This is a genomic window from Vibrio sp. 10N.286.49.E11 (assembly GCF_041469505.1).
Classification (GTDB): Bacteria; Pseudomonadota; Gammaproteobacteria; order Enterobacterales; family Vibrionaceae; genus Vibrio; species Vibrio crassostreae_C.
The window spans coordinates 1-19111 of the sequence record NZ_JBFRKQ010000113.1; the positions used below are offsets into that span (position 1 = coordinate 1).

Annotated in this window: 19 protein-coding genes and 2 pseudogenes; 6 read left to right on the forward strand and 15 right to left on the reverse strand. The window is 40.8% G+C overall.

From position 1 onward, the window contains the following. The 6 genes from AB4167_RS21145 to AB4167_RS21170 all read right to left on the reverse strand — a co-directional run. Positions 1 to 528, reverse strand: a 528-nt coding sequence (locus AB4167_RS21145) for a hypothetical protein (RefSeq protein WP_372136977.1), incomplete at its 3' end; no start/stop codon positions are given. A 508-nt stretch (positions 529 to 1036) separates the two neighbouring features. Next, entirely contained in the window at positions 1037 to 1672 is a 636-nt protein-coding gene (gene grxB, locus AB4167_RS21150) for a glutaredoxin 2 (RefSeq protein WP_102281763.1), read from the reverse strand. Between the two features lie 27 nt (positions 1673 to 1699). Beyond that, on the reverse strand, positions 1700 to 2725 hold the full coding sequence (locus tag AB4167_RS21155; RefSeq protein WP_102281765.1) for a zinc-binding alcohol dehydrogenase family protein: 1026 nt from the start codon (positions 2723 to 2725) through the stop codon (positions 1700 to 1702). Between the two features lie 144 nt (positions 2726 to 2869). After that, the gene (locus AB4167_RS21160; protein WP_102281786.1) at positions 2870 to 3637 is read right to left on the reverse strand and encodes a glycine betaine ABC transporter substrate-binding protein; all 768 of its coding nucleotides are present in this window, start codon (positions 3635 to 3637) and stop codon (positions 2870 to 2872) included. 202 nt (positions 3638 to 3839) lie between these two features. Continuing rightward, positions 3840 to 4922 carry an L-dopachrome tautomerase-related protein gene (locus AB4167_RS21165; RefSeq protein WP_102281767.1) on the reverse strand — a complete coding sequence of 361 codons (1083 nt, stop codon included), beginning with the start codon at positions 4920 to 4922 and terminating at the stop codon, positions 3840 to 3842. Between the two features lie 70 nt (positions 4923 to 4992). Further along, positions 4993 to 5283 (reverse strand): putative quinol monooxygenase, encoded by a 291-nt coding sequence (locus tag AB4167_RS21170; protein WP_102281769.1) that lies wholly within the window; start codon positions 5281 to 5283, stop codon positions 4993 to 4995. 378 nt (positions 5284 to 5661) lie between these two features. Here AB4167_RS21170 and AB4167_RS21175 point away from each other — a divergent pair, with 378 nt between their 5' ends. After that, the gene (locus AB4167_RS21175) at positions 5662 to 6579 is read left to right on the forward strand and encodes a LysR family transcriptional regulator (protein ID WP_102281771.1); all 918 of its coding nucleotides are present in this window, start codon (positions 5662 to 5664) and stop codon (positions 6577 to 6579) included. 15 nt (positions 6580 to 6594) lie between these two features. On the opposite strand, the gene AB4167_RS21180 is transcribed toward AB4167_RS21175, so the two are convergent. Both AB4167_RS21180 and AB4167_RS21185 read right to left on the reverse strand, forming a co-directional pair. Beyond that, on the reverse strand, positions 6595 to 7335 hold the full coding sequence (locus tag AB4167_RS21180; protein WP_102281773.1) for a sulfite exporter TauE/SafE family protein: 741 nt from the start codon (positions 7333 to 7335) through the stop codon (positions 6595 to 6597). Positions 7336 to 7412: 77 nt separating this feature from the next. Beyond that, positions 7413 to 7703, reverse strand: coding sequence for a putative quinol monooxygenase (locus AB4167_RS21185; protein ID WP_102281775.1), 291 nt, complete (start codon positions 7701 to 7703; stop codon positions 7413 to 7415). A gap of 246 nt (positions 7704 to 7949) precedes the next feature. Between AB4167_RS21185 and AB4167_RS21190 the strand changes: the two genes are divergently transcribed. Together AB4167_RS21190 and AB4167_RS21195 are read left to right on the forward strand one after the other, a co-directional pair. Then, complete coding sequence (locus AB4167_RS21190) at positions 7950 to 8978, forward strand: radical SAM protein (RefSeq protein ID WP_102281777.1); 1029 nt, start codon at positions 7950 to 7952, stop codon at positions 8976 to 8978. Positions 8979 to 8994: 16 nt separating this feature from the next. After that, entirely contained in the window at positions 8995 to 9543 is a 549-nt protein-coding gene (locus AB4167_RS21195; protein ID WP_102281779.1) for a DUF1349 domain-containing protein, read from the forward strand. Positions 9544 to 9714: 171 nt separating this feature from the next. On the opposite strand, the gene AB4167_RS21200 is transcribed toward AB4167_RS21195, so the two are convergent. Further along, positions 9715 to 10644 (reverse strand): PD-(D/E)XK nuclease superfamily protein, encoded by a 930-nt coding sequence (locus tag AB4167_RS21200; RefSeq protein ID WP_372130111.1) that lies wholly within the window; start codon positions 10642 to 10644, stop codon positions 9715 to 9717. Between the two features lie 375 nt (positions 10645 to 11019). On the opposite strand from AB4167_RS21200, the gene AB4167_RS21205 reads away from it, so the two are divergent. After that, positions 11020 to 11520: an outer membrane beta-barrel protein gene (locus AB4167_RS21205; RefSeq protein ID WP_102420189.1), complete on the forward strand. Its 501-nt coding sequence runs from the start codon at positions 11020 to 11022 to the stop codon at positions 11518 to 11520. 512 nt (positions 11521 to 12032) lie between these two features. Next, positions 12033 to 13135 (forward strand): annotated as a pseudogene (locus tag AB4167_RS21210) (ISL3 family transposase); the annotation flags it as partial. A gap of 140 nt (positions 13136 to 13275) precedes the next feature. Here AB4167_RS21210 and AB4167_RS21215 read toward each other — a convergent pair. From AB4167_RS21215 to AB4167_RS21230, 4 genes and pseudogenes are all read right to left on the reverse strand, one after another. Next, positions 13276 to 13806 carry a hypothetical protein gene (locus AB4167_RS21215; protein ID WP_102420188.1) on the reverse strand — a complete coding sequence of 177 codons (531 nt, stop codon included), beginning with the start codon at positions 13804 to 13806 and terminating at the stop codon, positions 13276 to 13278. Positions 13807 to 13899: 93 nt separating this feature from the next. Continuing rightward, positions 13900 to 14034 (reverse strand): annotated as a pseudogene (locus AB4167_RS21220) (YbhB/YbcL family Raf kinase inhibitor-like protein); the annotation flags it as partial. Between the two features lie 71 nt (positions 14035 to 14105). Further along, positions 14106 to 14240, reverse strand: coding sequence for a hypothetical protein (locus AB4167_RS21225; protein ID WP_206360702.1), 135 nt, complete (start codon positions 14238 to 14240; stop codon positions 14106 to 14108). Next, complete coding sequence (locus tag AB4167_RS21230) at positions 14189 to 14347, reverse strand: hypothetical protein (RefSeq protein WP_016793461.1); 159 nt, start codon at positions 14345 to 14347, stop codon at positions 14189 to 14191. The genes AB4167_RS21225 and AB4167_RS21230 overlap by 52 nt, the downstream gene beginning before the upstream one ends. Before the next feature lie 315 nt (positions 14348 to 14662). On the opposite strand from AB4167_RS21230, the gene AB4167_RS21235 reads away from it, so the two are divergent. Beyond that, positions 14663 to 16177, forward strand: a complete 1515-nt coding sequence (locus AB4167_RS21235) for an EAL domain-containing protein (protein WP_102420187.1) — start codon at positions 14663 to 14665, stop codon at positions 16175 to 16177. 370 nt (positions 16178 to 16547) lie between these two features. On the opposite strand, the gene AB4167_RS21240 is transcribed toward AB4167_RS21235, so the two are convergent. Both AB4167_RS21240 and AB4167_RS21245 read right to left on the reverse strand, forming a co-directional pair. Continuing rightward, a complete protein-coding gene (locus AB4167_RS21240) occupies positions 16548 to 16955 on the reverse strand; it encodes a hypothetical protein (protein WP_017088856.1) in 408 nt (135 codons plus the stop codon). Between the two features lie 2 nt (positions 16956 to 16957). Next, complete coding sequence (locus AB4167_RS21245) at positions 16958 to 19111, reverse strand: site-specific integrase (RefSeq protein ID WP_102420186.1); 2154 nt, start codon at positions 19109 to 19111, stop codon at positions 16958 to 16960.

Genomic DNA, 19111 nt, shown 5'->3' on the forward strand with positions numbered 1-19111 from the left:
CGCTTCTGTTGCCAATTTGAGCTTGGTTACTTTATCACTAGTCATCTCAAAGCTGCTTTCATATTTGTTCGTTGAAGCTATTCGAAGTTGGCGCTCGACAGACATAAGATCACCAATAGCTCTCCGTAACTTAGCTGCAGACATACGAACCTGTTTCATTATTTGCATCACTGATCCCCCTGAAACGATAACGGCACAACTCATGGCGTAGTACTTTGCATTGAGAATCATTTCAAACTCTCGGATACAACTATTAGCCACAAACAGCTCATCGATAGTTAAGTTGTCAAAGTAGCTATCAACATGCGCTGATCGCTTTATCTCACGGTAAACTTCCCTTAGCTTTTGGGTTTGATCATCTAGTTGATCAATAATAATATTCGCTAATTCATAGTTTTCATCTGATAGATAAAATTCGTTATTTTTATACTCCGAATCTGCCAGACGAAGTACCATAACTTTAGCAATGATACCGCTTATACTATCATTGGCACTGCCATCGAAGGCTGCCATAATTATTTTACTCATACCGTTTCTCTTGTTCAGTGTGACCTCAATAGCATTATAGGGATATGTTGGTAAAATGGTAAGCTTGGCTAATTCCTCTGACTTGCTGGTTATTGATCCCCTAGACTTCCAGTTCTCATCACTCTCAGCTACAAGAAGTTAGATTGGTGAATTAATGTCAGCGAAAAGAGCTAGCTTGCTCGAAAATATGCTTTGCTAAAGAAATTCCACATCGGCGCAATTCCACATCGTCACAATTCCACATCGTCGCTATCTAAGAAGCTTTTGGACATTTTCGTGTTTGGGATTTTGCTAAATTAGAAATAAATGAATAACTACAGGTATGGAAAATCACGTCGTAAAGATTTCCAACCTGCCTTGAGGTTACTTCTAGGGGAAGAGGAATAGTAATGAGTAAAAAGAAATCACAGGTTTTACTGTTTTTAAGTTTGACTGGTTATATTAATAAAAAAAACGAGCTACCATCTTGATAACTCGGGCCTAATTAATACGCTTTCGTCCAACCAGTCTAGACAGTTAGTATACTAGCACCTAGCTCATTACTGTTTGTTTCCAGCCATAACTTAAGCTCTTGCGGCCAAGTAACGGTGGGCTCAACAAAGAAGCCGCGCAGTAGCGAGAAGTAGATAGCCTGATCAACCAGAGGCAGTGGTGATTTACCCGCATTCGGTTGGATCAACGCTTCAGCGTTAAGCAACTGTGCGTTTACATCTGCAACAATTTGCTCTGTGCTTTCTAACAGGCGAACAAAGTTCAGCTCTTCTGTCTCTTTCTTCGCTTGCCATGCAGTAACACTTGCTTCAGTCGCGAACTCTTTTAGATTCAGTTTCGTCCAGCGAGGGTAGCCAATTCTTTGAATCAAAGGGAATGCCTCACGCTGAAATGCCAACGTCTCTTCTGATGGTGCGGCTACCGCATCAATACCAGCTTGCTCGATAAAGTAAGCAATGATATCCATGCTTTCCGCCATCACGTTGCCATCCGTTTTCTCCAAAACTGGCACCATTTTTTGACCGATTAAATCAATCAGAGTTTGCGCATCAGCGTAATCCACAACTTGGTATTCAACGTTAAGCTTCAGTGCATTAGCAACATAAACAACACGGGCACAAAATGGACAATGCTCGTAGATATACAGTTTCATCAAAAATCCCGTTTTTATAAGTCTGAGTTAGTATTTAATTGCAGTTTTGCCAATTGACGCGCTGCTTTCGATACGTTGGTGTGCGTCTTTTAACGTCTCAACACCAAAGCCATTTAATGTTGTAGTGAGTGTTGATTTAATGCGGCCAGCATCAATCAAGTTTGCCGCTTGGAACAGGATATCTTGCTGCTTCTGGATATCGTCAGTGTTAAACAGCGAGCGAGTAAACATCAGCTCCCAGATAAAGCCAGCTGATTTGCCTTGTAGTTTTGATAGGTCAACACCACCATCAAATTCTACAATTGAACTGATCATGCCTTGCGGAGCAATCAACTCGACCATTGCATCCCAGTGACCTTTGGTATCTGCAACGTTGAAGATGTAGTCCACATGTTGAATGCCTTGCTCACGTACCGACTCCACTAGATTGCGGTGATTCACAATATGGTCAGCGCCCATATCTCTTACCCACTGCTCAGTCTCTGGTCTTGAAGCGGTCGCAATCACTGTTAAGTTAGTGAGCTGCTTCGCCAATTGAATCGTAATCGAGCCGACACCGCCTGCGCCACCAATAATCAGGATAGATTTCTTCTCTTCTGGACGAACGCGTAGGCGATCAAACAAGGCTTCCCAACCTGTCAATGTAGCGAGAGGCATAACGGCTGCTGATTCGTCAGAAAGGCTTTTTGGGGCGTGAGCTGTAATTCGGTAATCGACCGCTTGGTACTCAGCATTCGCACCCATACGTGTCACATCACCTGCGTAATAAACACGGTCACCAATTTCGAAGCCTGAAACATTGCCACCTTTAGCAACCACTTCACCCACCGCGTCATAGCCCAATACTTTTGGCTGCTCTAGGGTTTTATCTTGTGCGTTGCGGATACGTATTTTTGCATCTGCTGGGTTAATCGAGGTCGCACTCACTTTTACCAGCAGGTCATTGTCTTTTAGCTCTGGCAGGCTTGTTTCAAACTCGAATAAGCTGTCTTGCTCTGTAATTGCTAGTGATTGAGTAAAACCAATTGCTTTCATTGTTGTTGGTGCTGGCATGTTGTTTCTCCTTTGATTGGACACCTTCATCATAGAGATTTTTTACCCTAGATAAACCGCCTAATCTTTTAATTACATTCAATATATTTTTGATAATCACACTGCTCGACCGGGTAGTGTTGAGATACTTACCTGTTAACCTAGTTAGATAACACCTTGTGCAGCTAACCATTCATACGTCACTTCATCTTGCGGTTTACCCTCTCGGCACACTTTATAATCAAGCTCGGCAATAATATCGTTGGAGAAACGTAATGAATCTAAGGTTTTAAGCTGTTCATCAGTAAATAGATTTTTCTTATCATCTCTCAGTAACAGTACAGCTCGGTCTACAATTCCAAGCAGCCCTTTCGGCTCTATAAGCTCGCGAATATCATAACGATAGTGAAGAAATTGCGGTTTCCATAGCGGCACAATGACCCACTCTTTATTTGCGACGGCATCTTCAAAAGCACTAAAACAGTCGTCTTCACTGCCTGTAAAAAACTCATAGCCTGCTTTACTTAAACCGTACTCTTCCATCATCTGGATAGAGAAGCGAGTGATTCCAGCTCCTGGATTAATACCTTGAATTTTAGGTCTCATTTGCTCGACGACTTCAGGCTTCAATAAATCCGCCACTTCAGCGACCATCTCTTCAGGTACGTAATCCGGCACACCCCACAGTGCGTAAGGTTCGTAATGAAGTCCAAGCTCGATTAATGGCTCAACTTTTTCAACGTCCGACTTATAGATACCATGGCTCGATGGTAACCAAGCAGAAGAGAGCATATCGATTTCACCAGCTTTCAGTTTTTCAAAATTTTCCTGATGAGGGGAAAAGATTCGCTCAACTTCGAAGCCCATGGTCTTCAATACATTGCTAACCAATGAAGCTGTCGTGCGATGGAATGATAAATCTGTTACACCCATTGTGATTTTTTTATTCATTGTTCTTTCGCTCTTATCGTTGCTGATAGATTGATAATACAAGGCTCTAGAGTAATCAAAAACAGCCTAATTTTTGAATAATTATCAAAAATAAATTGATAGATGCCGATTTACACTTAATAAAAAAGCGTATGCATTGATGAAATACATACGCTTGATATTTACGTATCTATCTACTGTCGCCTTAATCTAATTTGATTCGCAAGACATGATATGGCTTTCTAGAACCTTCTTCACCTTCGTTAAAAGCAGGGTGGAAGTGAAGAGAGTTTTGAGTGACGTACAAGTAATCACCCTGGATAGAGAAACCATCTGCCCATGACAATAACTTGTCATCTTGTGCAAAGATTTTGTAGCCGTCTTTATTCACCACACCAACAGCATTTTTCTCAATATCACCGACATAGATATCACCGTTATCTGCGATAATCATGCCATCACTTGGACGTTTTTCACTGAAAAATTCAATCTGCTCGGCCAATGCATCTTCACTAAGCGCTGTGTTAGCAAGAGCAGCGGCAGGAATACGGTAGATAGCACTACCATTGACTGTACCAAAATATAGCCATTCATTATTTGCATCAATAGTGATTGGATTCACACCAAGATAAAGCGCATCAACGCTACCATCTTCACGCTTTGTCGCCATACGAGAACTATCAATCACAACCTCATGCTCAGGTGAAAGCAGTGCTTTATTTGATTGCAAAACGCGGCGAGATTTACCTGTATTTAAATCTACAACAACAAAGGCAGGCGCAGCTTCGCCATACAGATTACCTAAACTCGTATCGGCAATGTACATCTGGTTACGCAGTGTATCTAATGCAAAATCCTGTAAAAAAGAGTTACCGACCTGTACGTCTTTTCCAATTTCAATGCGTTTAAATAGCTTATCGTTGACGGTATCCCATGCAACAATTTGCGAAGGCGAAGTTTCACTGCCCATATCTAACACCCACACAACACCATCATCGGTACTATCAATACCGATTACTGAAGCCAAACCAACCTCACCTTTATCTGGACCATCTGCCCAGTCTTGGGTTGGAAATGCTTTGGTTGAGCCATCCTTCATCAATTCAACAACACGAAGTTCAGGTGCATCAAGGGGTTGCATAGAAAGGAAAGTACGCCCCTGCTTCGTTACTGTAATGTTCCCTGGTCGTGTGCCATCAAGCTCAGCGACGACTTCGATCTCTGCTGCTTGAGCGGTATTAAAGAGGGTTGCTACCGCAATGGCTAAAAGTGATTTTACGTTTTTCATTTCATGTACCTTAGTGGGATTCACTTGATTTTGGTTCGTAATAAATGGCTGATACCCATCTAATGTAAAGTTAAGCGATTTGCGTCATTTCATTTAGCGTGAAACTTGCAACACACCCTTCCGTCGCTGCCATGTATTCTGCAAGGTGAGTATTACCCATGTGTGCTTGCCATAGCTCACGAGATACCCAGTTCTCGTAAAACATAAAATGTGCTGGGTTTTCGTTGTCTTGATGAAGGTCGTAGTTAATGCAGCCTTCTTCAGCACGCGTGATATCAATCAGCTTCAATAGCTCTGCTTTAACCAGTTCAACTTTATCTTCGTTCGCAACAATATTTGCAACAATAGTCAATTTAGTCATGTTTAATTCCTTTATCTCTCTACTTGTTAACAACAATAATAACCCTAAAAAAAAACAACACCTTATTTCTGTAGCTTGCCGTAAGCACTGGCAACACCAATCAGTGTAGTCAATGAATCGTCATGGATTATCTAATTATTTTTTAAACATTATCTAAAATAAATTGATAATCATAAACGTATGCGCTAGGTCTTGTGTTTAGTCGGGTTTGTTTGAATGAAGCTATGATAGGCGAGTTATTAACAATGAAAAACAGGTTTTAATTTGAATTATTATCAAAAATAATTTGAATGCAGATTGTTCTGTCGTCAAGACTGCTTTATAAATAGTAGAAACGCAGCAAATACTGCTGTCCCTTTTTCTGGTAAAGGTCTCATCATGCTCTTAGAAGATTTACAGGTTATTTTAAAAGTCGCGGAGTTTCGCAGCATCACCGCAGCGGCAACCAATTTAGATATGCGTACCGCCACAGCCAGTGCAGCGGTAAAGCGCGTTGAGGCATCACTGGGCGCGGAGCTTTTTGTCCGTACAACCCGTCACTTGCGATTGTCCTCTGCTGGGGAGCGTTATTTACCTCAGTGTCAAGAGGCGCTAAAGATGCTTGAGCAGGCCAAAATGAATATGCATGAAGACTTGGGCATTATTGATGGTGAAATTCGTATCGCGCTATCGTCTGATTTGGGGCGTAACCTTATTACTCCTTGGTTAGATGAGTTTTTATTGCAATACCCGAATGTCTCACTGCGTTCAAGTATTAGCGATAGCAATATTGATTTCTACCGTGATTCTGTCGACATGGCTCTGCGCTATGGCTCACCAACCGATGCCAATATGTATGGCTTTAAAATCTGTGATGTACAGAGAGTGCTGTGTGCAAGCCCTAGCTATTTAGCGGAAAATCCAGCCCCCACACAGCCGAACGATCTGCTTGAGCACAATGCGTTGTTTTATCAATTGCACGATGTGTTACAAAATGAGTGGTTATTCAGTCATGAGGGTACGACTCATAAGGTAAAACTGAAAGGCAATCGAGCTTCGAATGATGGGGATCTGGTGAGGCGTTGGTGTGTTGCAGGTAAAGGTGTGGCAATCAAATCGTGCCTTGATATGTCTGATGACCTTTTAGCAGGTCGAGTGGTTAGTATTATGAAGGAGTACAAACCAACGCCGACTGAACTCTGGTTGGTTTGTCCGAGCCGTCAGTCCATCACACCAACGGTTCGGCTGTTAAGAGATTTATTTAGAGAGAGAACGAACGTGATACTTGAGCAATTAGCAGAAAAAAGAGCGCTATAAGATACTGACGATGGCTTATAACGTAGCGACTCCGGAGTACAACATTTTTATAGCCGTAATGAATAATACGCTGTAGCTGATTTTGTAAATCAGCTCTTGAGAGATGATGTTAACCAACCAAACACCGGTTCTCACCCCTATAAATGCAATAGGTACAAGCACGAGTGATGTCATCAAGTTTTGTGTATCGAGTTGTCCCATATAACTGTATGGGACTAACTTAACAAAATTAAGCCCAGCGAAAAACACAACGCTGGTGCCGATAAGTTGCTCTTTAGGCAGTTTCTTGGGTAGCAAATACATGCTTGCTGGCGGTCCCCCTGCATGAGCTATCGTACTCGAAAAACCTGATAATAGGTTTAATGCGTAGCCTTTGATTCGGTTAGGTGAACCTGATTGCTTCAACAATAATTTTTGCCCCAAAAAAGTCAGCGCCAATCCACCAATCATTAGTTCAACAATGTGTGTCGGAAGGCTGCCCATGAAGTAAGAAGCGGCCATAACCCCTAACACAGCAAAAGGCATCATGACTTTGAGTTCGGCATAATTGCAATTTTTACGATGATAAAACAGCGCCATTAGATCCATTCCACATAAAAGTGGCAATAGAATAGCAGCGGCTTGGACAGGCGAAACACTCATTGCCATTAATGGCACCGAGAGCATACCCAAAATCCCTCCAACACCGCCTTTTCCCATCCCATAAAAGAACACAGCAGGTATCGCAGCTAGATAGAACCAGATATCAATAATCATTATTTTCACTACATCGACAGGCAAAAAAAGAAGGTCATGATGACCTTCCTTCCAAACACTACAGAATCAAAAACTATTTATGCGATTTGCGTCATTTCGTTTAGCGTGAAGCTTGCCACTGAGCCTTCTGTTGCTGCCATGTACTCGGCTAGGTGCGTGTTTGCCATGTGTGTCTGCCAAAGTTCACGTGAAGTCCAGTTCTCGTAGAACATGAAGTGTGCTGGGTTCTCGTTATCTTGGTGAAGGTCGTAGTTAATGCAGCCTTCTTCAGCGCGTGTGATGTCGATTAGTTTTAGCAGTTCTGCTTTTACTAGTTCAATTTTGTCTTCATTAGCAACGATGTTTGCAACGATAGTTAACTTGCTCATAGGGTATTCCTCATCATAACGTTATGCAGCTTATCAAACGATGCCTTCGCTGCCTTGTTGGGTTGGATGTATAGTACGACACGCATTCACATCCATAAACAACCTCCCATTTGATTTATTATCAAAAATAGATTGATAATGGATTGTCTATTTTAATTTGATAATAAATCAAACTAGCCCCAGTTTTTACTGTGCTTTAAATTACGTAGCATGCGCTTATTGATTTCATTGATGGATAGATAAGCCATGACACAGATACAATTTCAACAAGGTCCAATACGCCCACCCTCTGAAGCAGACAGTTTGCTGATACGGACAACACAAGGCTGCCCGTGGAATAAATGTAAGTTCTGTACTCTGTTTGAAGGGATGGAGTTCTCTATTCGTCCTGTCGAAGAGATCAAACGTGATATCTGGGCGGCACGAGCCTTCTATAAAAACCGACAGTTTGAGAGCTGTTTTTTGCAAGATGGTGATTCCTTTGCAATGGAAACGGACGATTTACTGGATGTGCTCAATACACTAAAAGAGGCGTTCCCGGAGCTCACACAAATTAGCTCATATGGCAGAGCTCAAACCATGACTAAAAAGTCTCCAGCCGAGATGAGGGCTATCTGCGATGCAGGGTTAAACATGCTGTATTGCGGTATGGAGTCGGGCTCGCTTGAGGTACTCAAGTTGATGAAAAAAGGGATCACCCCTAAGTCAATTTTGAAATCAGCCGAGTACGCGAAGCAGGCGGGTATGAAAATGATGACATTCATCATTCTTGGCTTAGGTGGGAAGGCGTTGTCCGAGCACCATATCGCACAGACTGCCCAGCTATTAAACCAGATTGACCCTGAGGAGATCCGAATATTATCGCTAGCGGTAAAACCTGGTACTGAGTTGGATGATATGGTTCAAAACGGCCAGTTTACGCCACTTTCAGAGCGTGAGATGTTGGAAGAACAATTTCAATTGATCAGCCAATTAGATGGCATCAAAAGCAATTACGGTAATTATCATGGGATAAATTTGCTGACGGAACTCAATGGACAATTTCCGCATGATAAAGAGGCGTTTTTACGTACCATTGATCACTTCATGTTGATGAACGAAAACGATCAAAATAACTTTATTTTAGGTCGTCGTACCCACCACTATGCGACACTGAATGACATGAACAATAAGCTCATGTATGACACGGTGCAGCAACAGCTAAAGCGCATAGAGCAGCAAAAACTTGGCGACCTTGAAGATATTTTTTATAGCCTTCGCCAACGCATGATCTAAACCCAAGGAGTCCGAAATGAAGAATTTAAACGACTGGTACATTCAAAATGAGAACCCAAGCCATTGGTCATTTGATAACGGGCTGTTGTCGATGCAAGTGCAAGAGGGCAATATTTTTGGCGCGGGTTCAAGTGACGTGGATAACATTTTCATCTACCCAGTATCTCAACCCAATTATAGCGCAGAAGTAACCATCACCTTAGAGCCAACCTTGCCATTTGAACAAGCTGGCCTAGGCATTTACTGGGACAACGATAACTACATCAAAATTAGTAAAGAAATGTTCATGGGCGAGCCTTCCATTGTGTTTGTTGTAGAGCAAAATGGTCAACCAGAGATCAAACAACTTAGCACATTTGAAGGCACGACAGCCTCAGTTAAGATAGAAAAAAATGATGGTACTATCACTGCGTTCTTGGAATGTAATCAAAAACGCTCTTGGCAAGTCATTGGCTCTGCGAAGACATTAAACGGCCAAGCAAAAGGACTTATGCTTTATACCTTTAGTGGTAGTTCAAACACACCTAATTTTGCTAAGTTTAGTGAATTTCAACTAATGAGTTGAGCCAATCTGGTATATAGCAATTGACTTTTTGTATTAGTTTTATTTTTGAAAAAGTCATGTTAGTCGGTAGCGCTTAGTGGGATCGAAACACACAATGGGGCAAAAGCGAGCTAGCGCAGTCCCACTAGTTTGATAGATAAACAGTTTTGCATGGCATCGTTTCTTTAACGGTCATGCACAATGATAGTTTTTCATCAATGAATGCAACTGCTGAGCTTTATTTATAGCGATATCGATTTCTTCTAGCACAGAGTCAAAGCTTTGGTCTGTAATTGAGATTTCAGGTAATGGTGTTTCTATATTAACGGATTTTCCCGATTTTATGATTCTATATCCACTAGGCTCTAAGCTCTCAAAGTGATTTTTTATATCATCAAAGTTTTCTGCTTGGCCTAGAAACTGCAATTTGATGACCTTGCCGTAGATCTGATGAATGATCCGTATTTTTCTATTTAGTGGATTTGGATAGAAATGAATCCAGTCATGCCCATTAGCTCGAGGTTTCGATTTTTCAGGGTTCAGCTGAGGAAAATGCTTCGACACATAAGCTAAGTATTCTTGTGCAAATTCTGTTGTTTTAGGACAAACCGTTGCAACATAGCCCCTTCGATTTTTTTCTATCGCATCCTTTAGTGTCTGAGCTCTATAAAGTCCTCGCTTATCACCTTGTGCAACAAGAAAAACCATTATTTCTTCGTATGAAATAGCAGCATCGTATGGCTCAGTATTTCTATCTATATATGCTTTTGGAGCAATGATACAGGTTCTGAAATCTTGCCAAATACTATCTTCTATACCTTTTTTTCCCCTAAGTCTATATCTATCCCCTTGTTGAAGTTGAGCTGAAGCATCAATCTTGTTTTCAATAAGTAACGCTTGTGCAGACAAGTCATCCGATTGATAAATGTAAACAAGATCTGACTCACCGAGGTTAGTGTCTATGACAGAGTGCCAAGCACTAAGGGTTTTCACTGGGATCAATTCTTCCCGAACACGACAAACAAACCACTGTGCAAATGAGTCAGAAACATTAAGTTCCTCTAGCACTAACAGATCAATATCACGCTCATTAACACTCTGAAATATATTACGTTCTTTCATTGGCTATAGCTATCCTACAGGTAAGTCCTCAAAGACATTACACAGATAAGAAAAAGTAGGTCAACTACCTCACTGTGATTTGTGAGGTTGAGCGTTACTGGCAAGGAATGGGGCAAAACCTTGCTAGTGATGATCACAAACTTCCCTCACAAAACTTCCCTCATGTCACCAGAATCGTTGTTGGACAAAAGATAGTTAGTACTATTGCACTAAAATGACCAGGTTCGATTAGAAAAAGTATCTTGAAGCTTTAAATGCTTTATTCGGTGTATTTTGTACCAACGGAAACAATTTTGATAACTTAAATTGAAAAAATAAAACTTCATATGAACAGTGTTTTTTTATAGTGTGGATTCATTGTAAAGGAGTCAAAATATGAAAAAAATCACTCTATGGTCACTTGCTATAATCTGTTTACTGCCAGCTTTATCGTATGCTCAACCGATATCAAGTACCGCTGGCATCAGTTATGAGTTCAGCACCATCAAGGTTGGAAACACTAACACTCATGTTAATGGGCCGAGGTTTCAAGCTTCCGCTGAGCTGCCTTGGGGAAATATTAAAGGCGTAGCTGCGACGCTTTCAGATAATTCCGTAGATTATAGCTATTACACCCTAGCTGTAGAGAAACCAATACCAATCAAAACATCTAACTTCTATATCTCGCCGGAAGCCGGGATTACGTACGCTGATTACACTTATAACTCATATAGTAAATCTGATTTTGGCCCTGAAGTGGGGATGTCGATTGGCTACATCATAAATGAAAAGCTTCAAGTCCAAAGCAACTACAACCATTTATTTGCTATGAAATCTAGTCAAGTAAATTTAGAAGAAGATAGCGTTAGCTTAGGTGTTAAATACCGCTTCAATTAAATGAAAGACCTACCCATATTAACAGTAGGCCCAACTCGTCTAGACATAATGCCCTCCACGAAAGGTGGTCAAAAATTCCGAGCACTAATTTACGTCCGTTTTCGGCCTTAACTGGAACTGACCATCATTTGCTTAGCGGGGCCTTACCTATTGTAGTAGTCCACCAAATAATAGCTGATATCTCTTAGCCTGAGTTTGGGGCCGGTAACCTGTTACTGATACCCATTCGGTTTTTAGACTTATAAATACTTTTTCATAGGAGCATTATTCTAGTAGTTACCGCGACGGTCCCTATTTTAAGTTATGCGATATTGCCGAAGCCTTTGACCGTATTTACGACTGCTATATTGGCACTTGGGTGGACAAAATTTTGTTAGCGGTTTAATTAAATAGACGAGAAATAGATTAGTTTGAGGGCTCTTCTCCGCTTAGATGACTCTATAAATTAACAATAAAACCAGTAACATATTGAATTTATAATTACTTCCCGCCTTAGATCTTAGTGTTGTAGTTTGTCGCTATTATTTTCCGCTCTATTTAACTTTAAAGGCTAATCCGTACAGTCTGTAAGGCTCGAAGAGAGCTCACATTCAGTACTCGTCAAATGCAAGCGAGACAGATGCTGTAAAGTCTTTTACCCCGCGTACTGTTAGCCACTATATTCAACGTCGCCTGTCAGATTTACCTGCCAATGGTCGCCCTTGCGTTATAGAAATCGAATTGGCTGAGACAAGAGAGAGGCTCGGCCGAAGGTTGATTGAAGCCACTGATTTTGTTGATAAGGGTGGTCGTTATACCAAGAGATTTTGTCACTTTATTAATGGACTATGCCGCTATATTAGCATCCACGCCGTGTCTAAGCGTTTAGACATTCGCTGGGAAACCGTGAAAAACATCGATAAAGCATTTCTGTTATCTACCTTGCCCGCTTTAGAGCCTAAGAAGTTGACCAACCTTGTTTATATTGATGTTGATGAAGTCGCTAGAGCTAAAGGCCATGACTATATGACCGTTGTATATGATCTCGTTTCAGGGTACTTATCTGGGTTGCTCATGGACGGACTTCAAACGTGCTCATCAACTTTTTTGAATAATTATCACCACAAACGAAAGACGGCATCCAAGCGGTATCAATGGAGATGGGCCAATCTTACCAATCAACAGTGAGAAAGGCTCTTCCGAATAGCAGACATCGTTTTTGACCGGTTTCACGTTATGCAGAACTACTCTCTTCTGATAAGGATAGAGCGTAATAAAGCGTTTAGGAAAGGAACGCATGACGAAAAAAAATTCTTAAGGGGACGCTATTTTTACTCCTCAAAAATGCACCGAATTTAAGTGATAAGCAGTCAGATAAGCTGGATGATTTACTTGAAAGTAATAAGACTCTTTGTGCGATCTATATGCTCAAAGAGCAGCTGCAAGCCTTATGGGGTGAACGTACTTTTGACTTAATGATCGCAGAGCTTGATTCGTGGTGTCAACTTGCTAAAAGACGAGGATCTTATCTCTCATCAACTTTGCAGACGCGCTTTAGGAGAGAAGACTTGGGATCCGCAATTATGCAAACTATAGGCTGACGAATGCCCAAGTTGAAGCTGGAAAAGTATCCCTAATCTCATCTAAATTGGTAACTTAAACCCAACTCAATAACGTTCATATCTCCCGAAAGGTAATTCCAACTGACATCAGATACGATATTTCCAAATTGGAAGAGATTTACGCCAACACCAAGTTAGGGTTGGATTCTACTCTCTATTTCAACCGGCGAACCTGTTGATGTGATATCAAACCCACCGAGTCCAACAGACAAAAATGGTTAGAAAGATGGATCCCATAGCTGTGTAACTGTAGTTGATACCAAAGTGTTGGTAATCGATATCTGTGTTGCGGGTATTGCGCTCGAAGTGTCACTTTGTTTAACCGGCGATAGGTCAACTCAATTGAATGGTTAATATCGAAAGCATATCCCTGCGAGGCACCTATCGTAGCTACTTGATTATCTTTCAGTGTCCAGGCGTTATAGTCTAGCTCAGGCTTAACTTGAGCTATTCCTAGCTTGGCAGCAAGGTAGAAATGACCATGTTCAGCACCATTTTCTGAATGTGCTGATAAAGAAAACGGTAGGGTGGAAAGAACAATAATGACACTAATAGAAAGCTCCCTAAACTTGCGCGCTCCAATCAGTATTAAGAGATCCAAAATTGAAAGCACACCACTTCCATCAAAGACCTCATCCTCAAAGCTGTCATCTCCTATGAATGTTCTTTTAGATTTGGCAGCCATTTCTTATTAGCGCCTCCTGTAAAAGTTATCGTTTGTATAGTGCTTCTAATGTCACTGATTCGAGTGTTAACTCATTGACTAAGAAGCCAACTACTACGAAGATGCACCTTCTGGAATATCGACCGGTTTAGATAGCGCGTAAACGGTGAATTGATAGCGATGCGTTCGACCATTTAATGGACATGCTCCAGCAAAACTAGTAAAACCATAATCATTCTTATACTGGGTAGCTTCCTTTGGTTGCCAGCATCCGTCGGTAAGGTAGTCACGTCGCCGGGTAAGTTAACTACTTGTCAATGCTAGAAACCTGAACCCGTAGGTGCATCAGGGTCATAAGCTGTGACTACAAAGCTCTGTGTGCTTTCTGGTGTATTTGACCAACTTAATTGAGGTATTGTTTGCCAAATCCAGAGAAAGCTTGCTGGATGCTTAATTGTCTACCTTCTGAAATATCCTTACTGGACAAAGTAAAATCAGCCGCGAAAGCGCTTGAAGATACAACACCAAATAATGCAAAAGTTGTGATAAGTTTCTTAAACATGGTGTTCTCCTTTGCTATTTAACACAAGCTTAAGAAAAATGAGGTAACATCACTTCCTCACGACACTCAGGTTCTATCATAATTCGCTCAATTAAATTCATTTAAAACAAGAATGATAAATATAATCACGGGCAAGCAAACCTTAAGAAATAACTAGTCAAACGAAACCATGGTTCCAATGACCAACTATCTTGTATAGAGTAGAAAATTTAATAAGATAAAGAGTTGAATAGTGCCTGGCGGATTAGTGGATACTCATCTAAAAAAGCCGTTATGACCCAGTTTTTATGCTACATAATGCGGAGAATGAAGCTAATGTTGAAGAATTGGAAATTGATTATATTTTTCATTACGACTTCGACCCTTTTCAGTATGAGTTTCAGTGTTGTAAACAGTTATCTAGTAGAAAAGGCATTAAGCCGAGATGCCGAGTTATTACTCTTTGATTTCCATAAGTCGTTATTGAACGCCCATAATATTCTTAATAAACATGCCATATTAACTCGAGATAAATGTACACCCGAAGCTCTTAATGACTTAAGTTTAGATGTATACAACCACGTAAGTATAAGAATGCTCGGGGTAGCCGAAAATGAAGTGATTAAATGTGCAACCGAAGGGCCCAAACTTCACCTTTCACGATACTCGGTTCACAACGTTACTGACGATCTAAAATTAATGGCGGCCAAAGATACCTATGATTCTCGTGATGAGCTTTTGTTGGTCAAACAGCATAATACCGAGCAGCTTTTTGCCAGCCTAACCCCCTTTCTTATTGGACACTTAGAAGAGTCTAAGTGTTCTAACTGCATTGCATATAATATCGAAATTGAAGGTGACCCCGAGTTACGGTTCGAAAGCGAACCTATTGATTCGGTTTATGCGGTATCAAAAGTAAGCCGAAAAGAGGGTCCATTAAATATCACACTGCAACTCTCTTCAAATAAGCAATTCTATGATTCTTACTCCCAAGTCAGCATTCTAGGTACAGTGGTGGCTTCGTTAGTCCTCGCTACTTTGCTAACTATCTTTCTATATCACATCATTTCTTCGCGCCATTCCCTAGAGCATATACTGCAACAAGCCATTAGTAGCTCAGAATTTATCCCTTACTATCAGCCCATTGTGGATAGCCGAACAAATCAGATAGTTGGCGCCGAAGTCTTGGTGCGATGGCGTAAAGCCAATGGTTCTGTCATTCCCCCATACCAATTCATACCTTACGCTGAAGATAGCGGCCTTATCATACCCATAACAGATCAACTACTCGATAAAGTGATACAAGACATTATTACACTTGATTGGAGATCAGGTGAACAGTTTATGAGTATTAACATTGTTCCTGAGCATCTAGAGAACGAACAGTTCTATCACAAAGTTATTAGTCTTTGCGAGTCCTTTAGAATTAACGCAAAATCGGTAAGTCTAGAAATTACAGAGAGGTTAGAAATATCGGACCTAGAGCGTGCCAAATCCACATTAAAACACTTTTATCAATATGGCATAAACTTGAAGCTTGATGATGCTGGTACCGGCTATGGAGGCTTTTCTTATGTACAAGAACTTGGTATCGATACGCTAAAAATAGACAAAATGTTTGTCGATACTATTGAGACAACAGACGTCAAAACTAGTGTACTAGACGCCATTATTTCGTTTATTCAAACATCTAACTTAAAAGCTATAGCTGAAGGTGTAGAAACTAAAGAACAAGTGGAGTACCTCAAACAACGTGGTATCTATCAGATTCAAGGGTACATCTATGCCAAACCTATGCCTTTGGAACAGTTCCAACAATGGCTCTCCAACTTTAGTGAAACCTCAAGTTAAGCCATAGTGATTTTGCTAGATAAAACCAAAACAGAGGTCAATTCTCGTGAATGTCTACTGATCGCAATAAGGTTACTTAACCGTCCAATACATTTTCTCACAAAGTACTTTTGCAACTCACTAATACGTTTCAAATATTTGTTTTCTGCATTGCCGCCCAAATAGAGTCTTGCGAATACCAGTCATTAGTTTTTCTAAGGTAAACCAATGCAAGGGATGTGGATATTAGGTGTGGCTATAAATGACTTTGGGGCAGAAGCGTGTTAGCTAATTCGCTCATCCAGACCTGACATTACTCAAAACAGATCAGACTTTATTAAAACTGAGCAAAATTTATTGTCCGTCGACATTTGCCATTTCAGGCTTTTGATTACACCTTCAAATTCTTCACGCTCGTCGAATTTTTTCTAGTTTTGGTTTTGTAGCGATGTAACTCCCAAGTCATTTGAGCCACCTTATCAGCCATGACAACATGCTCCGACTCTAACTGCTCATTCTTAGTTTTGAGCCTTTCGTTTTGCTCCAACACTTCCTGATATTTATCCTTTGAAACCTGAGCTTTTGACTTATTTTCCTTCGCCTTAACCACACCTACTTTCTTTGGATCTGAAAGGTATTTTTCTTTTTCTTCAAGCACCCTCCCCAACAACTCAGCATGATTCTTCAAAGAGCCGTTAGACACTCCCGCACGTTTTTCGACAGCGAACGGACTAATCTTTTTCCCTTCCTTCAAAAGTGCTTTAAAAGCGTTCTCTAGCTTTACAGCTACCGCTGCCATGCTTATGCCTCTACTCTATATTTATCAAATTCAATGCCGTGATCTGACATCACCTTTTCAGCCGCCCTAATGTCACTAAGCTGAGTGGCTAAAGAGCTTTTATTAAACAAATTCATCTCTTTCATCTTTTCAATTTTAGTTATACAGCCCTCACGTCTTCTAACCCAATTCTCAGCTTCTCTTTTATTGACATTGAGGTTTTCACAATCTCGACCTACACACTTAGAAGACTCAAATAAGTGATTCATACTGCACGAGTCTCCTGCAAAGCAAGTACCAAAACCTGTTGATTTATTTGCGCCTTTTGTCTTACTGACCAGTTCATTAAACTCAGTAGAACTTTTCACTCCATCCCCCTCAAAGGATTGTATGTATCCACCTGACTGCTCCTCTGGGTGCTCAATAATATCCTTCATGTAATCATGATGTTGTGCATTATATTGCACTTCAATCTGCTTCTTGATTTCTGCTGGCTTTTTTATGCCCATGAGCGTCAAAACTTCTGAATGACTGGCATAAATGGCAGTCATAGATAGATTAATGTGCTTGAACTGGTGTTTTAATGATGCGAGTGATACCAAACCATGCCCAACAACAAAATGGGCAAATGTTCGTCTTAATGAGTGAGTTGAAAAGTGCCAGTACAATTCTCCACTACCATTCTCTTTGATAGGGTAATATATCTTTGGCACGACAGGATTTAATAGGTTATACAGTTCATCCATTTCATCTGGAATATAACGAATATCAAGGTGTTTACCATAAAACCCCCATAGACCCCTAATGTTAACAGTATTCAATACTGTATCCTTTAGCTGGCGCTTTATATTGTCACCCCTGCCAACTGAGCCATCAAATTTAAACCGAGGCGTGAGGTGAATATCCCCCGATTCTGAGCGATAGTGGTCATTGAGTACAGATAACACCAACAATGCTTTTTCACAAATTGGTGCACACGCCCACGTATCCTCACGCGCCAGTTTTTCTAGCTTATTCGTCCATGACCGCATCGTACACAGTGTTATGCCATCAATATCGACCTCTTGGTATGAGGTACTGTCAATTTGTGTTAGTTCACTGTTTCTCATGCCTGTAAATGCTGAACACGCCCCAAAACATGCGCCTCGAATAACGTTAAACGCATTCACTGCCTGCCGTTCTGTAATGCCATTGCTTTTTGCATATTCCTTTACGTCCAACAACGGATTCTCTTTATTATAAGCTTCTAGTACCGAGCGATGCGCTTGATTGCGATAAATCGCTTCAACCCCATCCTTTGCTTTTTCCATAAAATCATTAACGAGTTCACTTTCTGAGAGCTTGTTGAGTTGAGCCTTTTCTTTAATATCAACGCCAGCCGTCATCTCCTGATATAGCGCTTTTACTTCGGCGCCACTATCAATACTTGCCACCAATGCGTTGTATTCACTCTCAACATCACCATCAAAATCACGGCCATTTAAGAACTCTGTATACGCTGATTCCACGTCATTAATGATACGAGATAAATATTGCTCATAAATCACTGGAATTACTGTGGGGTGGTGCCCTTTGCCAGAGCCAGCAATTTTCTTTGCTAGACTTCTGGCTGTTTGCCCCTCTTGGTATGGGATTTGAAAGCGATGAGGTTCTGGAAAATACTGATTAACTTGTGTTAAGACACTCAAAGCATCGAGCTTAAGTACAATTATTTTCTCTGCTTGGCCTTTCAATGATTCGACCAATTGCGAAAAAACAATTTCACTGTTCAAGTAGCCAAAAGAGTCAATACTTGTGTCAAAAAACATTCTTAATGTGAGTTCAGTCTTACGTTGTACCAACAATAAGCTCTCAATTTTACGAAAAGTATCAGCACCTTCAACGCTTAATAATGCCCCTTTACCTCCCCATATTAACCAATACATTCTTTGTTTGAGCTCAATAAGTAGTTTGGGGTTATGCTTGGCACTTTGAAACGCTAGTTTGTACTGTGACTCAGATGCCTTTGTGGTATTAAATAAATCATTGAAATCCCACACATCATCCTCAAAGTAAGAGGCTGGGCTACCATCTTTGTTCACACTTACCACGGTACGGTTCGTCGGCATAGGGTAGTTTGTAGTGGTTGGTAACGAATACTTGTCAAATAAAGCGTGGTCGTGACTAATACTGAACAT